The organism is Streptomyces sp. ADMS (assembly GCF_033441795.1).
Lineage (GTDB): Bacteria > Actinomycetota > Actinomycetes > Streptomycetales > Streptomycetaceae > Streptomyces.
This window is the reverse complement of record NZ_JAVFVX010000074.1, coordinates 21,400-38,096: the sequence shown is the minus strand read 5'-3', so window position 1 is coordinate 38,096 and position 16,697 is coordinate 21,400. Positions and strand designations below refer to the sequence as shown.

19 protein-coding genes and 5 pseudogenes are annotated in these 16,697 nt (G+C 70.0%); 12 read left to right on the top strand and 12 right to left on the bottom strand.

Features of this window, described 5'->3' with window-relative positions; genetic code table 11:
- Window positions 1-170: 170 nt before the first annotated feature.
- The 5 genes from RB628_RS27600 to RB628_RS27580 form a co-directional block, all read right to left on the bottom strand.
- Complete coding sequence (locus RB628_RS27600) at window positions 171-710, bottom strand: GNAT family N-acetyltransferase (protein ID WP_318323218.1); 540 nt, start codon at window positions 708-710, stop codon at window positions 171-173.
- A 40-nt stretch (window positions 711-750) separates the two neighbouring features.
- Window positions 751-1,539, bottom strand: coding sequence for an SDR family oxidoreductase (locus RB628_RS27595; RefSeq protein WP_318323223.1), 789 nt, complete (start codon window positions 1,537-1,539; stop codon window positions 751-753).
- A gap of 230 nt (window positions 1,540-1,769) precedes the next feature.
- Entirely contained in the window at window positions 1,770-2,033 is a 264-nt protein-coding gene (locus RB628_RS27590) for a type II toxin-antitoxin system RelE/ParE family toxin (RefSeq protein ID WP_318323217.1), read from the bottom strand.
- Window positions 2,034-2,040: 7 nt separating this feature from the next.
- Window positions 2,041-2,307 carry a type II toxin-antitoxin system Phd/YefM family antitoxin gene (locus tag RB628_RS27585; protein ID WP_318323216.1) on the bottom strand — a complete coding sequence of 89 codons (267 nt, stop codon included), beginning with the start codon at window positions 2,305-2,307 and terminating at the stop codon, window positions 2,041-2,043.
- Between the two features lie 63 nt (window positions 2,308-2,370).
- A complete protein-coding gene (locus RB628_RS27580) occupies window positions 2,371-3,141 on the bottom strand; it encodes an SIS domain-containing protein (RefSeq protein WP_318323215.1) in 771 nt (256 codons plus the stop codon).
- A 261-nt stretch (window positions 3,142-3,402) separates the two neighbouring features.
- On the opposite strand from RB628_RS27580, the gene RB628_RS27575 reads away from it, so the two are divergent.
- The 6 genes and pseudogenes from RB628_RS27575 to RB628_RS27545 all read left to right on the top strand — a co-directional run.
- Entirely contained in the window at window positions 3,403-4,287 is an 885-nt protein-coding gene (locus RB628_RS27575; RefSeq protein WP_318323222.1) for a MurR/RpiR family transcriptional regulator, read from the top strand.
- A gap of 266 nt (window positions 4,288-4,553) precedes the next feature.
- Complete coding sequence (locus RB628_RS27570) at window positions 4,554-5,486, top strand: DUF4232 domain-containing protein (protein WP_318323214.1); 933 nt, start codon at window positions 4,554-4,556, stop codon at window positions 5,484-5,486.
- 247 nt (window positions 5,487-5,733) lie between these two features.
- Window positions 5,734-6,123 carry a DUF6281 family protein gene (locus RB628_RS27565; RefSeq protein ID WP_318323213.1) on the top strand — a complete coding sequence of 130 codons (390 nt, stop codon included), beginning with the start codon at window positions 5,734-5,736 and terminating at the stop codon, window positions 6,121-6,123.
- Between the two features lie 213 nt (window positions 6,124-6,336).
- Window positions 6,337-6,607: pseudogene (locus RB628_RS27555) on the top strand (class I SAM-dependent methyltransferase); the annotation flags it as partial.
- A gap of 13 nt (window positions 6,608-6,620) precedes the next feature.
- Window positions 6,621-7,544, top strand: coding sequence for a DUF4240 domain-containing protein (locus tag RB628_RS27550; protein ID WP_318323212.1), 924 nt, complete (start codon window positions 6,621-6,623; stop codon window positions 7,542-7,544).
- A 48-nt stretch (window positions 7,545-7,592) separates the two neighbouring features.
- A pseudogene (locus RB628_RS27545) lies at window positions 7,593-7,721 on the top strand (sigma factor); the annotation flags it as partial.
- 50 nt (window positions 7,722-7,771) lie between these two features.
- Here RB628_RS27545 and RB628_RS27540 read toward each other — a convergent pair.
- A pseudogene (locus tag RB628_RS27540) lies at window positions 7,772-8,047 on the bottom strand (ATP-binding protein); the annotation flags it as partial.
- An 84-nt stretch (window positions 8,048-8,131) separates the two neighbouring features.
- On the opposite strand from RB628_RS27540, the gene cpt reads away from it, so the two are divergent.
- Together cpt and RB628_RS27530 are read left to right on the top strand one after the other, a co-directional pair.
- A complete protein-coding gene (cpt, locus tag RB628_RS27535) occupies window positions 8,132-8,731 on the top strand; it encodes a chloramphenicol phosphotransferase CPT (protein ID WP_318323221.1) in 600 nt (199 codons plus the stop codon).
- A 34-nt stretch (window positions 8,732-8,765) separates the two neighbouring features.
- The gene (locus RB628_RS27530; RefSeq protein ID WP_318323211.1) at window positions 8,766-9,077 is read left to right on the top strand and encodes an NIPSNAP family protein; all 312 of its coding nucleotides are present in this window, start codon (window positions 8,766-8,768) and stop codon (window positions 9,075-9,077) included.
- A 106-nt stretch (window positions 9,078-9,183) separates the two neighbouring features.
- Here RB628_RS27530 and RB628_RS27525 read toward each other — a convergent pair.
- Together RB628_RS27525 and RB628_RS27520 are read right to left on the bottom strand one after the other, a co-directional pair.
- Window positions 9,184-9,711 (bottom strand): annotated as a pseudogene (locus tag RB628_RS27525) (glycoside hydrolase family 3 N-terminal domain-containing protein); the annotation flags it as partial.
- Between the two features lie 89 nt (window positions 9,712-9,800).
- Window positions 9,801-11,075, bottom strand: coding sequence for a BadF/BadG/BcrA/BcrD ATPase family protein (locus RB628_RS27520; protein ID WP_318323210.1), 1,275 nt, complete (start codon window positions 11,073-11,075; stop codon window positions 9,801-9,803).
- An 84-nt stretch (window positions 11,076-11,159) separates the two neighbouring features.
- Here RB628_RS27520 and RB628_RS27515 point away from each other — a divergent pair.
- Window positions 11,160-11,417, top strand: a pseudogene (locus tag RB628_RS27515) (glycosyl hydrolase); the annotation flags it as partial.
- Window positions 11,418-11,558: 141 nt separating this feature from the next.
- Here RB628_RS27515 and RB628_RS27510 read toward each other — a convergent pair.
- Window positions 11,559-12,533, bottom strand: coding sequence for a glycoside hydrolase family 3 N-terminal domain-containing protein (locus RB628_RS27510; protein WP_318323209.1), 975 nt, complete (start codon window positions 12,531-12,533; stop codon window positions 11,559-11,561).
- A gap of 270 nt (window positions 12,534-12,803) precedes the next feature.
- Between RB628_RS27510 and RB628_RS27505 the strand changes: the two genes are divergently transcribed.
- Both RB628_RS27505 and RB628_RS27500 read left to right on the top strand, forming a co-directional pair.
- Complete coding sequence (locus RB628_RS27505; RefSeq protein WP_318323208.1) at window positions 12,804-13,223, top strand: DUF6153 family protein; 420 nt, start codon at window positions 12,804-12,806, stop codon at window positions 13,221-13,223.
- A 65-nt stretch (window positions 13,224-13,288) separates the two neighbouring features.
- Window positions 13,289-13,894 carry a DUF305 domain-containing protein gene (locus RB628_RS27500; protein WP_318323207.1) on the top strand — a complete coding sequence of 202 codons (606 nt, stop codon included), beginning with the start codon at window positions 13,289-13,291 and terminating at the stop codon, window positions 13,892-13,894.
- Window positions 13,895-14,269: 375 nt separating this feature from the next.
- Here RB628_RS27500 and RB628_RS27495 read toward each other — a convergent pair whose 3' ends face one another.
- The 3 genes from RB628_RS27495 to RB628_RS27485 all read right to left on the bottom strand — a co-directional run bounded on the left by RB628_RS27495 (window position 14,270) and on the right by RB628_RS27485 (window position 15,340).
- Window positions 14,270-14,416, bottom strand: a complete 147-nt coding sequence (locus RB628_RS27495) for a hypothetical protein (RefSeq protein ID WP_318323206.1) — start codon at window positions 14,414-14,416, stop codon at window positions 14,270-14,272.
- 316 nt (window positions 14,417-14,732) lie between these two features.
- Window positions 14,733-14,942, bottom strand: coding sequence for a hypothetical protein (locus RB628_RS27490; protein ID WP_318323205.1), 210 nt, complete (start codon window positions 14,940-14,942; stop codon window positions 14,733-14,735).
- On the bottom strand, window positions 14,939-15,340 hold the full coding sequence (locus RB628_RS27485; protein ID WP_318323204.1) for a DUF6415 family natural product biosynthesis protein: 402 nt from the start codon (window positions 15,338-15,340) through the stop codon (window positions 14,939-14,941). Before RB628_RS27485 ends, RB628_RS27490 begins: the two co-directional genes overlap by 4 nt.
- Before the next feature lie 112 nt (window positions 15,341-15,452).
- On the opposite strand from RB628_RS27485, the gene RB628_RS27480 reads away from it, so the two are divergent.
- Window positions 15,453-16,697 (top strand): Twin-arginine translocation pathway signal, encoded by a 1,245-nt coding sequence (locus RB628_RS27480; RefSeq protein WP_318323203.1) that lies wholly within the window; start codon window positions 15,453-15,455, stop codon window positions 16,695-16,697.

The following is a 16,697-nucleotide window of genomic DNA, read 5'->3' as shown; positions in this document are numbered from 1 at the left end:
GCACGGTGCCGGTGGTGACGACGTCCACGTAGAACGCCAGGGAATGCGGAGTCAACGGCTGATCCTCGATGCGGTGTGGCCAACATGATGCGTGAGTGCGTCCCCACCGGAATGTGCACTACCCCGGCCACCCCGGCCGCTTCGCCACCCCCAGACTTTCCAGCGCGAGTTCAATCGGACGGCGTGACCGAGGACCGCATGCCGAGCCACTGCTCGGCGCCCCAGGCCTCGAAACGCTCCACCTCGGTGAACCCCAGTTTCGCGGCGAGACGCATCGAGCCGACGTTGGCTGTCTGGGTGGTGAGCACCACCGGCTCACCGGGAAGCGCGCCGGCGAGCCAGCCGAGTGCCGCCGCGCACGCCTCGGCGGCGTACCCGAATCCCCACGCCCGCGGCAGGAACAGGTAGCCGAGGTCGGCCTTCCCTGCGGCAGCCGGGCGACTGTGCCCCGTTGCTCTCCTGAGCAGGATCTGGCCGATCATCGACCCGTCGAGATCAACGACGAAGCTCCCGGGCCACCGCTCGGGCACCTCGGGCGTCTCGCGCTCAAGCTCGTCACGCGGCCGGGGGCCGCCGAGGTAGGTGTGCGCCTCTGGCGAGGCGAGCAGCTCGATGAACGCCGTACGGTCCCGGTCCTCGGGCTCACGGAGCACGAGCCGCTCGGTCCTGATCGGGGCAGGCGGCCAGGCAACGGGTCCGAGATCGGTCATACTGCCAGCCAATCAGCAGGCCCGGCAACGATCAAGTCCCTTACGCGAGGCCCCCGTTGCTCTTCAACAGCTGCCCGTTGATCCACTGCCCGTCCTCGGAGCACAGGAAGCCGACGAGGTGGGCCGTGTCCTGTGGGGTGCCCAGGCGGCCCAGCGGGGTGTGGCGGACGGCGTTCGCCCGGTCCTCCTCCGACATCCAACCGGTGTCCACCGGGCCGGGGTTGATGACATTGGCGGTCGCCCCGAGGTGGGAGAGTTCGTGGGCCGCCGCCAAAGTGATGCGGTCCAGGGCCCCCTTGCTCGCCCCGTACGGCAGGTTGCCCACCGTGTGGTCGCTGGTGAGGCCGATGATCCGGCCGGTTCCCGGGGTCGCCGAGAAACGAAGGCCGAACTCCCTGATCAGCAGCCAGGTCGCGCGTGCGTTGACGGCGAAGTGACGGTCGAAGCTCTCCAGGGTCGTGTCGAGCAGGCCCGAGTCGACCGACTCGCAGTGGCACATCACCAGCGCGGTGACACCGCAACCGCCCATCCGTTGCTCGGCCTCGTCGAAGACGTGGGCCGGGGCGTCCGGGTCGGCGAGGTCCGCCTCGATCGCCGTGCTCGCGGCGCCCTGCGCGGCCAGGGACCGGGTGATCGCCTCGGTCGCGCCGGGCTCGATCCCCCAGGACATGCGTGTGTCGTACGGGGTCCAGTAGGTGAAGGCGATGTCCCAGCCCGACGCCGCCAACTGGCGGGCGATACCGGCACCGATCCCGACGGTGCGGCCCACTCCGGTGACCAGAGCGAGGGGGCGGGTGGTGGGAGGGGACGGGGTCGGAGTCGGAGCCACGGTTCGGTCGGGGCGGGGCTCGTCCGCATGCGTCGTCACGGTTCGGGATCGTCCATGACGGGCGCCGGCTCGGCAACTGCTTTCTCCGTGGCCGATCGAGAACGACCGACACCGCTTCCGCGAAGGAGGCCGCCGCCACGAGAAGGCTCCGCCACCAGGCGGGCGTGTAGCTGGATCTCGCCGCGCTTCTGGCCGTCCACGACGACCCGCTCGAAGGACTCGACGGGACCTCACGTCCCGTAGACCGTGGAACGGTGTCCGACGTGAACGACCCACACGACCAGTTCGCCGTTGTCGATGGTGTAGACGACGCGGTAGTCGCCGACCCGGAGGCGACGGCGATCGGGTTGGGACACGAGCGCCGTGGTACTGAATCCGAGCGGGTCACTCTCCAGTTGCGTCAGCTTGGCCAGGATGCGCAGCGCCATGTCGCGGGGGACTTTCCGGAGCTCGTCCCGCGCCTCGGGCCGGAAGACGGTGCGGTACTCACTCACGCTGTGCTCATTCACTGCGTGCCAGCGTCTCCTTCATGATGTCCTCGATGGGGACGCCGGCCGAGCGGTTCGCCATCCGCTCGTCGATGATGCGATTGATCTCGCGCTCTTCCCACTGCTGGTACTTGCGCAGGACATCGATCGATACGACGGCGGCGACTTCTTTTCCTCGTCGCGTGATCACGGTGGGCTGGTCGTCGCGCTCGGCCCGCTCGACGACTTCGGCAAGGTGTGCGCGGACGTCACGGATGGACTCTATGGGCATCTGCATCATGCACCCAAAGGTACCGGGTGTGCCAGGTGTACACAACGGCGATGCGTCAGCCGTGTACGTAGCTCAACTCGCCGGCCGCCGAATCCGCCCCCCGTAGTGCCGCTCCAGCCCCAGGTTCCCCTCGAACCCCCCGGGCACGTTCGCCGACACGTACACCGGCGGACGCTCCCCCGCCTCGATCAGCGCCGCCGCCGTCTCCGCGACCGTCATCTGCACCAGCATCACGCCGGTCAGCGTGGACAGCGCGCATACCGCGCCCCCGCCCGGCAGCTCCAGCAGCGCGTCGCCCGTCGGCGCCGCGTTGTCCAGCACCACGTCCGCGATGTCGGCGAGCTTCTTGCCGCTGGCGTGGCCCGCCGGGACCGTGCGGGTGTGGGTGAGGGACGTGATCGCGAGGATCTTGTGGCCGCGTTCCTTCGCGCGCAGGGCCATCTCGACGATGACGTTGTTGACGCCCGAGTTGGAGATGATCACGAACAGGTCGGCGGGGTGCGGCGCGGCGAGGTCGTACAGGCGCCCGGCGATGCCCGGCCTGCGTTCCAGGAGGGGGTCGCCGAGGGCGCTGGGGTGGTCGCCGCCGTACAGGACCAGGTCGGCCATGGACAGGCGGTTGGTGGGGACGAGGCCGCCTGCTCTGCCCGCCAGTTCCAGGACCAGGGCCTGGGAGTGGCCCGTACCGAAGGCCTGGATCACGCCGTCCGCGCGGATGCAGTTTGCGATCAGAGTGGCGGCGCGGGTCACCGACTCCTGGACCGCCTCCGACCCGGTGATGCGGTCGAGGACGGCCCGGCTCTCGCGCGCGAAGCCCTGGGCGCTGACGGACTCGACGGACACTCGACACTCCCCACCGGTGGATTGAACCACCCACTCTACAGCTATCAGTGAATCAATAAATCACAGTGTACGGGCTGCGGACAACGGGCCGCGAGCAAAGCCCGGCGGGGGTGGCCTCTGCTGGTCCTGGCATTCAAACTGCCCCACAGACGGTGGCTGATACATTCACCTCTACCGTCAACACAGTCAGTACAGCGCCGAGGAGACCCGTAACCCATGGAACGGACCGATCGGATGGAACGGACCGGCTCCGGCAGCGGGATGCCCCCGACCGACGTCACCTCCCTCATCCGTACGGAGCTGCCGCGCCTCGCCGGCTCCCTCCGGAAGGTGGGTGAGCTGATCCTTGAGGATCCCGCCGCCTTCACCCACTGCTCGGCCGCCGAACTGGGCCGCCGTACCGGCACCTCCCAGGCCACCGTCACCCGGTTCTGCCGTGCGATCGGCCTCGACTCCTACCAGCATCTCCTCATCGAGCTGGCCCAGGAGCGGGGCCGCGGCGAGGTCTCCGACTGGGGCACCGCCGAGATCGGGCCCGACATCTCCCCCGACGACAGCCTGGAGCGGGTCGTCCAGGTCGTCGGAAGCGCCGACCTCCGCGCCATCCAGCAGACCATCGACCGTATCGACCTCGACTCCATCGAGCGCGCCGGACAGGCCACCGCCCGCGCCCGGCGCATCGACGTGTACGGCGTCGGCGGCAGCGGTGCCGTCGCCCAGGAGACCGAGACGCGGCTCTTCCGCATCGGATGCGCGGTGCGCGGCTGGACCGAGGTGCACGCCGCCCTGACCTCAGCCGCCCTCCTCACCCCCGCCGACGTCGCCATCGGCATCTCGCACTCCGGTTCGACCCGCGAGACCATCGAGCCCTTCGAGCTGGCCAAGCAGCGCGGCGCCACCACCGTGGCCATCACCGCCGACCCCAGGTCCCCGCTGGCCCGCGCCGCCGACGTACGGCTCATCTCGTCCTCCTCGGAGACCAGTTTCCGCACCGAGAGCATCGGCGCCCGCCACTCCGTACTCGTCCTCATCGACTGCCTGTACGTCCGGGTCGCCCAGCTCTCGTACCAGCGCGCCAGCGCCTCCCTCGCCCTCACCGGCCACATCGCCAGGGAGCACTCGGTGAAGTCCCGCCGTACGCGCTGACCAAGCGCCAACCAGCCAGTAACCACACAGAAGCCGCCCCCGGGAGACATCCCCGACCGAGGGCGGCTTTTGCATGGATGAACCACCAAGAAAACCCAAAGATGGTTGTTTGAACCATCCGAATGATGCCACCATGGACCCCGCCGGTCCCGCTTTCCCTCGTTTCCCCCATTTCCCCCGTAGGCCTCGTAGGAGACCCACGCGCGTCACCTCAGTCGAGTCGACCGAGCTGTTTCGTCGGCAGCGCCGAGCACCCGCGTCAGGTGGTGACCGCCGAGATAGGCCACACCGCCGGCCGTACGGTCCGCCTCACCGCCGACGGCCCCGGCGTCCGCGCCGACGGGGAGATGCTCGCCACCGCCGGTGACGACGGCACCGTCCGCGTCGAGATACCCGTGCTCTGCGACCTGCCCCCGGGCGAGCGCACCCACGTCACGGTCACCGCCGTGGACGTCGACGACCCCGCCCAGCAGACCACCCTCACCGGCAGCCTCCTCGTCGCCGAGCCCGGCTCGGGGGTCGTCGCCGACTACGAGATATCCAACGAGGGCACCGAGACCCTGACCTACTCGGTCGTCTTCACCTTCATGAGCGGTGACGGCGGGGCCGTGACCAACCAGACCGCGACCGTGCGCGACGTCGGCCCCGGGAAGACCGTGCGGGGCACGGTCCGGGCCGGCGAACTGCCTCCCGCCGCGCCACGGGTGACACAGGCCAAGGTGCTCACAGTGACCAGGGTCCCCGCGAGCGAGGCGCCGACCGCGCCGGGCACGTGTCCCGCCTCAGGGATCCGAGTCAGCGCCGACGAGGGCGACGCGGCCATGGGACTGCGCGTCGTGGGCCTGCGTCTCGACAACTGCGGCACGCGCGCCTACACCGTCGAGGGCTACCCGCTGCTGGAACTCCTGGACAACGACCTCAAGCGCGTCGACGGCGTCGAGATCCTCGACGGCAGCGGCGAGATCACCACCGGCGCCGGACCCGACAAGCGGCCCCGTCCCGTGACGCTCAGCCCCGGCGAGTCGGCGACCGCCGGCCTGGTCTGGCGCAACACCACCGAGTTCGGCACGCCGGTGACCGTGCTCTATGTCCGGGTCCGGGCGAAGACCGGTGCCGACCCGGTGACGGTGACCCCGAACCTCGACCTCGGAACCACCGGAAAGCTCGGGGTCAGACCGTGGGAGAAGGCGGAGCGGTAGGTGTTCTGCCCCGAGCGACCCCCGCCTCACGGTTGGGGGTCGCCTGCGTCTACGTATCGGCCATGGGCGTACGTAGCGGCCTTCAAGTCAGCACCTGCCTGCGCAAGTTGATCGACTCCTCAGCAACAGCCGCACGAACGAAATCGTCCTCCGCTCCGTCGGTACTCATGAGGAAGGCGAGGAAGGCCAGAACGCTCGGCGAGAGACGTGTCCTCGCACCCCGCAGCATTCACCAAGGAGGACGTCGATGAGCTGGTCCGGACGATTCGCGGGCGCCATGCTGGCAGCCGCCATGGCCTCAGCCGCGTGCTCATCAGGAAGCAGTGGCGCCGATGAGGGAGCGGCATCCTGCGCCTACCTGATCCGGTACGAGGGCCGCACGTACCAGGATGTCGCCAACGTGGAGTTCACGATCGGCCAGCACCTCGGCGACGCCACCCTGCCTGCATGCAACGACACCGGCGGCCAGGACGATGCCCAGGAGTCTGGTACGACACTGACCGCCTATGAGGTGGACGGCATCTCCCCGAAGGTGGCCGTCGCAGTCGGAGGCACACCCGAAGATGCCGTCCTCGTTGCTGTCCGCTCCGGCACCGAACTGCCGGCCGACGTGAAGAAGCTGATCGACGGCTCATAACAGCGACTGCGGGGGTGCGATCTGACGAGGTCGCTCCCGTCACCGCGCCGTCGGCGCAGCGCAAGCTGCCGACGATCTCCGCAGAGAAAGCAGTTGCCCTCCATCTCGTTCCCTTGAACGATCTGAGTGTGACGACGTTGTTCCTGTTTGTCGGCCTACCAGGGGCCGGAAAGACCACAAGGGCCCGCCAGCTGGCCAAAGAGCACGGTGCGGGCGGAGTTGGACCCGTTGCCGCGCGCCATGCTGGCCGCGTTCGCCGAGGCCCCTGCGGACGGCCGGCGCCGGCCCGGTCGCGGACCTGGGATGCGGTCCCGGCGAGGTGACCGCGCACCTGGCAGCCCTGGGTGTGCCCGCGTTCGACATCGACCTGTCCCCGAAGATGATCGAGCTGGCCGGCCGGGCCCACCCGGACCTGAACTTCACCGTCCGCTCGATGACCAGCCTCGCGATCCGGGACAACGAACTCGGCGGCACCCTCGCCTACGAGGAGGACCGCTGTGACGAACGAGGACTTCTGGGCCCTCATCGACTTGCTTGACGGCGAAGCGAGCCCAGGCAACGCCAGCCGACTGACTGAAGCGCTCTCCGAGGGAGACCGCGACTGGATCGAAGGATTTGCGGATCAACTAACGGAAAAGATGCGCCAGTTGGCGGAAGCTCCGCTGGTTGGCATACCCGCCGGGGACGTAAGCGATCCAGCCGGAGCCCCAGCTGTACCGCTACTGGGGGACGCACTGACACATTTCCATTTCGCGGTCATCGCGGCGGGAAAGCCGGAGTTCGATCAGGTCATCAGTCACCCCGAGAGAGCGACAGAGCGCCTTTGGGACTTCAGCGAGTCGGATGTCCTCGCCGAGGCCGTCGCCGCCGCCTACACGGACATCACCGGACAACCGTGGCCGGGCCCGCTACCCGGTCACACGACGTCCGGTGATGAACAACAGCTCGCTCACGACGACGGAGCCCAGGAGCGGGAGCGTGGGCCATGGCTCGACATCGCCCTGTACGGGGACAGGGACATCCCTACGGCGTACTTCGACGCAGCGATCGCCATAGCCGAAACAATCGACAAGGACCCCCACTGGCGCGATTGGTGGTCCCAGGCAGAACCGCGCGAGCTGACGATTGCCGTCAACTACGCCGCCACGTCCGGGCGTAGCAGCATCGCCACGCGCAGGGGGCAGACATGGGCCACGTTCCGGATGGAAGAGTCACGGTTCAGGGGGCGAGGCGCCGGCGCCCTTGCTCATCTTGCCTGCACCGACATGGAGACGATCTTCGTCCAAGTGTCGGCCGCACTGAACATGCCCATCCCGGGCGAGATACCCCGCCCGGCCAACGCCACCCCACCCACGCCTGAAAGCGTCGCATCACGCGAGCGGTTGGCCGAACTGCGAAAACGCCACCGCACGCAGCCGTAGTCCCGACCGGCACTCACGCGAACGAAAGCGTCCTCCGCTCCGGCGGGCGGCCTCCTCTTCACGGTCGCCTACGAGAGGCTCGGGTCGGCTGCCGACGCGGAGGACGTGCTGCAGGAGTCCTGGCTGCGTTGGGCCGGCATCGACCGGCAGCAGGTGCGGGAACCGCGCGCGTACCTGGGCGGATCGCTCGTCGCCAGCTAAGCCTGCTGGTGACGACCGCACGGTGGTCAGCCGCGCCGGCTGCTCTTGACGGCCTCCGCGATCTGCGCGGCGGCCTGGGCGGGCGTGAGGTGCGTGGTGTCGACGACCTCGGCCTCGCTGTGCAGCCACGTGCGGGCCGCCTCGGCGTAGGGCTCGAGGTATTTGAGGCGGAACGGGGAGTTGGGACCAAGGACAGTGTCGCCCGCGATGCGCCCACGGAGGGTGTCCTGGTCGGCGTGGAGTACGAAGTGCCGTACCGGGATGGCATGTTGGGCGAGGCCCGTGCTGATCTCGCGCCAGTACGGAAATCAGGTACGGCGTCGACGTCTCCCGGGGTGGGTGTCATCGATGCTCAGTCACATTAGTGTGGCGCGGTGACGACTCAGATGATCATTCTCAACGGTGGTTCCAGCTCGGGTAAGTCCGGGATCGTACGGTGTTTGCAAGCCGTACTGCCGAATCCGTGGCTGGCGTTCGGGTGCGACTCGTTCGTCGATGCCCTGCCCGCCAGGATGCAGGAGTCGGACGCGGGGATCGCGGTCGCGGCGGACGGCGGGGTGAGTGTCGGCGCGGATTTTCTGGCGCTGGAGGCGGCCTGGAGGGAAGGTGTCGTGGCGATGGTCCGGGCGGGCGCCCGAGTGATCATCGACGATGTCTTCCTGGGCGGGGCGGCGTCCCAGCAGCGGTGGCAGAAGGCTCTCGGCGAAGTGGGCGAAGCCGGTGTGCTGTGGGTCGGCGTCCGGTGTGAGAGCGCGGTCGCCGCAGGCCGTGAGGTCGCCCGGGGAGACCGGGTCCGGGGAATGGCCGCGGCGCAGGCGGACGTGGTTCACGAGGGAGTCGTCTATGACCTGGAGGTGGACACGTCGCGCACCGAGTCCCTGGTGTGCGCGCAAGCCATCGCCGCCCGCGTCCACGACGGCGAGGACCCCGCCCGCCGAACGCCCTCGACAGCCCACGTTCCGGCGCGGCCGACCACCGCACCATGACCGCCCCGGAGCCGTCGCACGGCATCATGCAGGCATGATCACCATTCATCTCACGTACGAGATCGACGCCGACAAGCTCGAGGATTTCGAGGAGTACGGTCGCCGCTGGGTCCGGCTCGTCAACCGTTTCGGCGGGACGCACCACGGCTACTTCCTGCCGAGTGAGGGCGACAGCGACATCGCCTACGCCCTGTTCTCCTTTCCCAGCCTGGCCGTGTACGAGCAGTACCGCACGGACAGCATGTCCGACGCCGAGTGCCAGGAGGCGTTCGCACTGGCCCGGGACACCCGCTGCATCAAGCGGTACGAGCGCCGCTTCCTCCGGCCGCTGGACGGCCTGACCTAGACGTACCGCCCTACGTACTGCCCTACGAGCCAGTCCTGGAGCCTGTCCGCCGGGAGGTGCGTGCTGCTGCCCCGCCCCGCGGCTGGGCGCAGCGCCGCGACGAAGCAGCGGTCGTCGGGGTCGCGGCAAGGTACGGGTCCTCCCCGAAGCACTTTTCCGTACGTCCCCAGCGGGGGTCGCGGGCGATGTCCAGCGCGGAGACCAGGGCCAAGTGGCCGCCCCGGGCGCGGAGTTCGGCGGCGGCGTGGGCTGCCGCCCGCTCGTACAGGTCCGGGTCCCAGGTGGCGCCCACCGCCAGGTTGACGGGGAGGACCGTGCCGTCGAGGGCCATGAGGCCGTGCGGTACCTCCTCGACGAAGAGGGCGGGGATGCCGAGGCGGCTGCGTTCGCGTACGTGGCGCTGGACCATGTCGGCCAGTACCGGTCCCGCCTGCGCGTCGGCGCCCGTGGAGTGGTCGACGCCGGACCAGGCGTCGGCGCGGAGAAGTCCGTACAGGGCGCCGAGGCCTTCGAAGCGGTCGGTTTCCTCGTACAGGGCCTCGGTCAGCTCGAACTCGCCGTCCGGGCGGCGGCGGTAGGCGTCCCAGCCGTACATCCGCCGGTTGAGCTGGCCGGCCTTCTCGCGCAGGGTCATCCGGGCGAGAAGGTCGGCAACGCGGACGTCGACGGGGGCGGCGGGGTCGCGGTAGAGCGGGTGAGGACGGGCGCCGCCGCTGCGGCTCCTCACCGGCTCTGCTCCCTCGTCTCCCTGTGCTCCCTCTGCCCCTTCTTCTCCGGGTGCGTGGTGAGGCCCTGTGCGAGGCGGGCCAGGGCCACCGCACCCCGGCTGCCGTCGGGGACCCAGTGCGCTGCCAGACCGAGGGCACTCAGATGCCGGTCCAAGGGGGCGGTCAGCGGGCCTTCCGGGCCGAGCAGGCCGCCCGTCGCGACCACCGACTCGCCTGGCCTCGGCTCCAACGCCCTTACACAGTCGGCGAGATGACCGGCCGCCTCGTCGAGGATCGCCTGCGCGAGGACGTCCCCTGCCCGGGCCGCCTCGGCGACCAGCGGGGCGAACCGGGCCAGCCGGACCGGCGGTTCCGCCATGACGGCGGGCAGGACGTGCCGGCGGTAGGCCTCGCGGGCGGAACGGGGCCAGGGCTGACCGGCGCCGCCCTCACCGTCGTACGCGGATGCCTCGGCGTGGTACGCCAACTCCTCGCCCTCGTACGCCAACTCCTCGCCCCCGCCACAGGATGCCTCGCCCACGTACGCCAACTCTCCGCCCCCGCCACAGGATGCCTCGCCCACGTACGCCAACTCCTCGCCCCCGTACGGGAGAACCGCGTCCGGTACCCCCAGCTCCCGCCCCACCAGCGCCGCCAGGGCCGTGTCGCCGCCCCGTCGGTCCGCCATGCGCAGCGCCACCCGGACCGCTTCCCGGCCGATCCAGAAGCCGCCGCCGTCGTCGCCGAGGAGCCAGCCGTCGCCGCCGACGGTCTTCTCGCAGCGGCGGGCGGTGATGCGCATCGCGACGGCACCCGTACCGGCGACGAGAGCCAGACCGTCCGCCGGGGCGCCCGGGGCGGCGGCGAAGGCGGCCTCGATGTCACTCCGGATCCGGATGACGCGCGCGGGGATGTCGAGCTGCCGCAGGGCCTCCCGCAGCGCGGTGAGGGCATTGACGCGGCCCGGTTCGTCGGCCGTGCCGGCGGCTCCCGCGAAGCCTCCCGCGACGGCGACGACCCGGGGGCGGGCCGGTTCCGGCACCGCCCTGGAGAGGGCCTCGACGAGATGCTCGGTGAGCCGCGGCACGGGTGCCGTGAGGGCGTTGCCCGGCCCGGCGACGCCCTCGCCGAGGAGGCGCCCGTCGGAGGCGGACGCCAGCACCGCGCGCGTACGGGTGCCACCGGCGTCGAGCCCGATGACGAGGGCGCCGTGCGCAGAAGGCGCGCCCTCGGCCCGGTCCGACTCCCGCGCCGAATCCCTGCCCGAATCCTGGTTCAATTCATTTCTCATCGCGAACTATGGTGGTTCATACATTCACTGAGGGCAAGACCCGACTCGCGGCCCGGCACAGTCACGCGCGTCCGACCAGGACCCGTGAGCACACCCTCAGCCCCCTCTCCCGCATCTCCCGCCCATCGCTACGGCGTCAACTGCACGCCGCGCCGGGGCTGGTTTCACTCCTGGTACGACTTCGACCCGGCCCGCGCCCGCGAGGACCTCGACCAGATAGCCGGGCTGGGACTGGACCACGTACGGATCTTCCCGCTCTGGCCGCTGCTCCAGCCGAACCGCACGCTCATCCGCGCCTCGGCGGTCGACCAGGTGGCGCAACTGGTGGACGTGGCGGCGGAGCAACGAACGGCAACGGGGCACGCTCCCAGGGTGCGAGTTCGACCGGGGCAGGCAGCGACCGGCCTGCTTTCGGGGCGCGGGGCTGTGACATTTGCGGCTCCGCCGCGTGGGCGCGGCCAGCCCCCACCGGCCCGCACCACCTCAGACACCCCCCACCAGCACTTCGGCCAACGCCCGCAAATTGGCCCGCTCCCGCCCGTACGAACACAACGCGCCCTCGCCGTCCGGCAACCCGGTGTCCACCAGCACCGCGTCCCCCCGCCCTGCCGCCAGCCCCGCCCGCAACTGCCCCTGCCACGGAGACAGCCCGGCATCCGACGTGGCGACCACCAGCGGCACCCCGGCCGCCCACCGCAGAATCCCCTCGACCAGAGCCGCTGGATCCACCGGAGCCTCGTTGAGCGCCATGCCCGCAGCCGTGGGATCCAGCGCGCGCACCTCGCTCAGCAGATCCTCGGCGCCCCAGTTCGGCGCGGGATGCGGCGGCGGGAACAGGTCGACGACGTACGCACCGGGCGCCGCCGTGAAACCACCGGCCCGCGCACCTCGCAGAGCGCCCCGCACCGCCCGCCGAGCCGCCTCCAGCCCGGCACCCGCGTCCCAGGGCCCAACCGCGCCCTCCCCCACCGCCCCCGCATACCGCTCCGCCATCTTCCGCACCCGCCCGGCGGCCTCCCGCACCCGCTCCTCCGTGAGCGTGCCGTCCCGCAGCGCGCCGATCACCGCGTCCCGGCAGGCCAGGGTGGTCGCCAGGTCCGGAACCGCCACGATCACCTGGTCGGCGCCGGCGGCGAGGGCGAGCCGGGCGCCGGCCGCCTCGCCGTACCGGTCGGCTATCGCCTTCATCTCCAGGGCATCGCTGACCAGGACCCCGTCGAATCCGGGGTCGTGACGGAGCAGGTCGCCCAGGATGCGGCGGACCTGGTCGGCGTCGCGCACGTTGCGGGTGAAGAGGATCACTCCGCCGAGGCCGCGGCCGATGAGCCGCTTGAGGGTGTGCGGGACGCCGGAGGTGCCGTCGAATCCGGCGCCGAGACACCGGTGGACGGTTTCGTCGAGGTCGACGGGCAGATCGACGGGCAGGTGGTGCTGGGGCTGCTGCTGCATCGACTTCATCGGACGGCCTCTGGATCGCGCGGGCAGGTTCTTGGATGACAGAAGTCACCAAAACAGCAGCACAAGGTGAATCAATCAACCAGAAACGCAGGTGGGCTATGACCGGTGTCCAGGGGCGCAAGTTCTTCGACCCGGATGAGCCGGAGCGCTGCTTCGGCCGTACTTCCTGAAGTACGGCGGTAACCCCTCAAGCACGGCCGAGGGGGCTGGCGGACACAAATATAGGGGTACCCGGTATCCGTATTCGCTCCTCGCGCTAGCATGACCCGCGTGACAGCCCGCGCACAGCATCAGCAGCGCACGCATCCACCGTTCTGGTGGGCGCGTGCGTTCGTCGTGCTCGGGCTGCTGGCGGGCGTCCTCGCGATGCACGGCCTCGCACTGGGCGGCGGGACGACGGACGACGCCCATCACGGACACCCGTCTCCGGCATCGCAGACGATGACCATGAACGCCGGGTCGGACGAATCCGTCTGCCAAGGCTCCGGCTCGCACGGTGGCCACGGCCAGCACGCCGACGCCACGTGCGCGTCCGGCGCCCTCCCGGCAGGCCACACGTTCCCCGCCCTCACACCCGACCCGGCCGGCGCCTCGGTCCTGGCCTCCCGCGCCGACCGCTCGCTGCCCCGGTTCCCCGAGGGCGCCCGCGCACCACCGTCCCTCGCCGAACTCCAACTCCTGCGGATCTAGAGGACCCGGCCTGCCCAAGGCGTGCCCACAACCTCAATTCTCTTCCCCACAGCAGGAGTTCCAGCATGCGCAAAACCCGTAAGACCCTCGTCGCCATGGCCGCCACCGCCGCGCTCGCCCTCACGCTCACCGCCTGCGGCAGCGACGACGGAAACAGCGAGAGCAGCGGCGACACCAGCAGTGCCGCCACCGTCGACAGCGGCGACAGCGGCACGGCCGGCGAGTACAACGCCCAGGACGTCTCCTTCGCGCAGGGCATGATCCCCCACCACAGGGGCGCCCTGGAGATGGCGGAGGAGGCGGCCGACAAGGCCTCGTCGGCCGAGGTCAAGTCCCTCGCCGCCCGCATCGAGAAGGCCCAGGCCCCGGAGATCGAGACCATGACCGGGTGGCTGAAGACCTGGGGCAAGGACGTCCCGACGTCCACGGAGTCGATGCCCGGCATGGAGGACATGGATTCGATGCCCGGCATGGATCACGGTGCCACCGGCACGGAGTTCGACAAGAACTTCCTGACCATGATGATCGAGCACCACGAAGGCGCCGTGACGATGGCCACCACCGAGAAGGCCAAGGGCAAGTACGGCCCCGCCACCTCCATGGCCGACGACGTCATCCGCACCCAGAACGCCGAGATCACCGAGATGAACAAGCTCCTCGGCAAGAGCTGACACCGAAAATCGCTGGTGAGTCGGCCGACAGCTGTCGATCCGGCCGACTCACCGCACCACAAACCCTCGAAGGGCATGTACTTCGGAGTTTTCGGGCCGTTCGATAGCCGTGATCCCAGTGAGGGGTTCGGGGGAGCTGGACGATCCGGGGCCGGGTGTCCATCCGCTCCATGGGGCGCTCGTGCATGGTCAGCAACTCCTGTACGCACTTCCGGCAGGCGTACAACGGGGTCTCACCCTCGTTGCTCGCGATCTCGCAGAAGCGGGTCACCTGGACCCGGCGAAGGGAGCAGCGGAAGCAGGTCCCCATCTCGTACTCGTACGCCGCGATCAGGACGCCGAGGCGATCCGTCGGGACGTGCTCGGGCAACTCGGTCACGACTCCTCCCGGCGCCGCCTGCACTGCTCCTCGCGAGACTCGGTGATCTCCAGCCCGTCCGCGTTGGGGACCGTCCAGGTGTGGGACCACATACAGAGGGGGCGCAGGACGTAAGTCCCGTCCGACTGCACATCGGTGACCACGCCCTCCTTGTCGGCTTTGACGTCGTGAACCTGGTCGTTGAGTTTTCCGGTCAGACGGATGAACCGCCACCATGGCGGTCCGTCTCCCGGGGGTACTCGTTCAGCGAGTACCCCACGATGCCCGCTCGCGTGGGGCGCACCCTTCCCGACCAGTGGCGCTACGCCTGTCCGGTGGGGTGACCCGCCCGCCCTCAATGAGCCTGGGGTGCTGAGGACGGACGGGCGTTCGTACGGTGACCGTCCCCGATCGGGGGAACAGGGACGGCCACCTTCCTGCCACCGACCCGTTCCGTCGGGAGCAGGGGCTACTGAGCCGTCAGTCGTCCGACGGCATGGCCTGTGCGATCGGATTGTGGCAGGCGCAGCGGCAGCGGGCCTGGAGGAGGATTCCCGTGCTGTGCGGCAGGGGAATGTCCTCGGTCTGGCGGCACGTCGCGTGCACGCCCTCGTATTCGGGCCGGAGGGCGACCGCGCACTCGGCGGACATGCGGTCGATGTCGTCGAGGGTGAACCCGGAGCCGCTCACCGGCCGGCCGCCGGGCGTACGTCATTCAGGTTCTCGTAGTGGTCGCACAGGGCGTTGACGACGCGGGCGAGCTTCCGTGCCAAGGCCAAGACGGGCAGCGCGCTGTCGTCGTCCAGGCGCAGCTTGGTGTGCGCCTCGCCGATGCAGGCGAGGGCGCAGTACTTGGGGATGCTGTCTTTCGGCTCCCGCGCTGCGGCATTCGCCACCTCAGGGATGAGCAGGTGGATGTGGCCGCGCAGCGCGACGGTGAGCGTGTCCAGCTTGTCGGGCGCGGGCGGCTCGGCCCCCTCGGTGAGGAGTATCCGCGCGCTGTCGCGCATCGTCTCGATGTCCGGCGGGCGCTGGTCTCGCCCCGCATCGGTGCCGTCTGCCGCGTTCTGCGTACGTCCTGTAGCCACAACGCGATGATGGGTGGGCACGGTGAGACGCAACTAGGCCGTGGCGTGGCCATGCGCGGCCACGTAGCGGCCATGGCCACAGGCAGGCGCGATGACACCTCATGCTGGGCGGATGAGCCACAACGACGCTCTGAGAGCCGCACGGCTCCGGGTGGGCTGGCGGACCATCGAGCAGGCCGCCGCCAAACTCTCCGAGCACGGGCAACGTCTCCTCGACGACCGGCAGTTCACCGTCTCCGCGCGCACCTGGCGCCGCTGGGAGGGCGACCGCCCCGGCTGGCCACCCGAGGAGACCGCGATCGTCATCCATGACGCGCTCGGGCGGTGGCCCGAAGACCTCGGATTCACCACCCCGCCCGGTTGGATCCGCCCCGAGCACCACGAAGAGGCAGATGTGAAGCGCCGCGCGTTCGTGTCCGTCACCGCCGCCGCGCTCGTCCCTGGCCCCGTCGCCCCGCAGCACGTCGACCCCGCGCTGATCGACTACTTCCAGACGCAGTTGGAGGGCCACTACCGGGCGGACATGCTCCTCGGCCCGCACGACCTGATCGGCACGGTGTCCGCCCAGTACCAGCTGATCGACAAGCTGATCCGGTCGGCGCGGGGTGAGACGAGGCGCGGCCTGCTCCGGGTCGGTGCGGCCTACGCGGCGCTCGTCGGCTGGCTGTACCAGGACGCCGGCGACATGGACGGAGCCCACTTCTGGCGGGGCGTCACGCAGGAGATCGCGATGCGCTCCCGCGACCCGCACCTGATCGGCTACTCCCTCGTCAACCAGGCGCAGGTACGCACCGACCTCGGGGACGGGCACGCGGTCATCGACCTGTGCGAGGTGGCCCTCGACGACTCCGCGCGTCTGGTGCCGAAGGTGCGCATCATGGCCATGCAGCAGCAGGCCCACGGTGCCAGTCTCACCGGTGACCGGACGGCAGTGGACCGGCTCATCGACCAGGCGGACGGACTCCTGGGCCGGGTCGATGACGACCTTCCGTGGGGCAACGCCTGCCGGCGGACGCCCGGCTACCTCGAAGTGCAGCGCGCCACCTGCTACGGGCGACTCGGCCTGGGCGCCGAGGCCGTCTCCCTGTGGGACCAAGTCCTCGGCATCGTCCCCGAGACGGCCCGCCGGGACCGTGGCGTGTATCTCGCCCGGCATGCGACCGCGGCGGCCGGGGCAGGCGAGCCGGACCATGCGTTGGAGATCGCCCGCACGGTGGTGGACATCGCCGTCGAGACCCGGTCGGAGCGCATGCGGCGGGAGTTGGACACCCTCCAGCGGGCGATGCGACCGTGGCAGGATGCCCCGGTCGGCCAGGATCTTGCCGAGGTTCTGGCGCCCGTGACCGAGGGGAGCTGA

What these genes read in the sequence shown, in the direction of transcription:
- RB628_RS27600 (WP_318323218.1), bottom strand. Translation starts at nt 710, where the DNA reads ATGACCGATCTCGGACCCGTTGCCTGGCCGCCTGCCCCGATCAGGACC.
- RB628_RS27585 (WP_318323216.1), bottom strand. Translation starts at nt 2,307, where the DNA reads ATGATGCAGATGCCCATAGAGTCCATCCGTGACGTCCGCGCACACCTT.
- RB628_RS27575 (WP_318323222.1), top strand. Translation starts at nt 3,403, where the DNA reads ATGCCCCCGACCGACGTCACCTCCCTCATCCGTACGGAGCTGCCGCGC.
- RB628_RS27565 (WP_318323213.1), top strand. Translation starts at nt 5,734, where the DNA reads ATGAGCTGGTCCGGACGATTCGCGGGCGCCATGCTGGCAGCCGCCATG.
- cpt (WP_318323221.1), top strand. Translation starts at nt 8,132, where the DNA reads ATGATCATTCTCAACGGTGGTTCCAGCTCGGGTAAGTCCGGGATCGTA.
- RB628_RS27530 (WP_318323211.1), top strand. Translation starts at nt 8,766, where the DNA reads ATGATCACCATTCATCTCACGTACGAGATCGACGCCGACAAGCTCGAG.
- RB628_RS27520 (WP_318323210.1), bottom strand. Translation starts at nt 11,075, where the DNA reads ATGAGAAATGAATTGAACCAGGATTCGGGCAGGGATTCGGCGCGGGAG.
- RB628_RS27510 (WP_318323209.1), bottom strand. Translation starts at nt 12,533, where the DNA reads ATGAAGTCGATGCAGCAGCAGCCCCAGCACCACCTGCCCGTCGATCTG.
- RB628_RS27500 (WP_318323207.1), top strand. Translation starts at nt 13,289, where the DNA reads ATGCGCAAAACCCGTAAGACCCTCGTCGCCATGGCCGCCACCGCCGCG.
- RB628_RS27480 (WP_318323203.1), top strand. Translation starts at nt 15,453, where the DNA reads ATGAGCCACAACGACGCTCTGAGAGCCGCACGGCTCCGGGTGGGCTGG.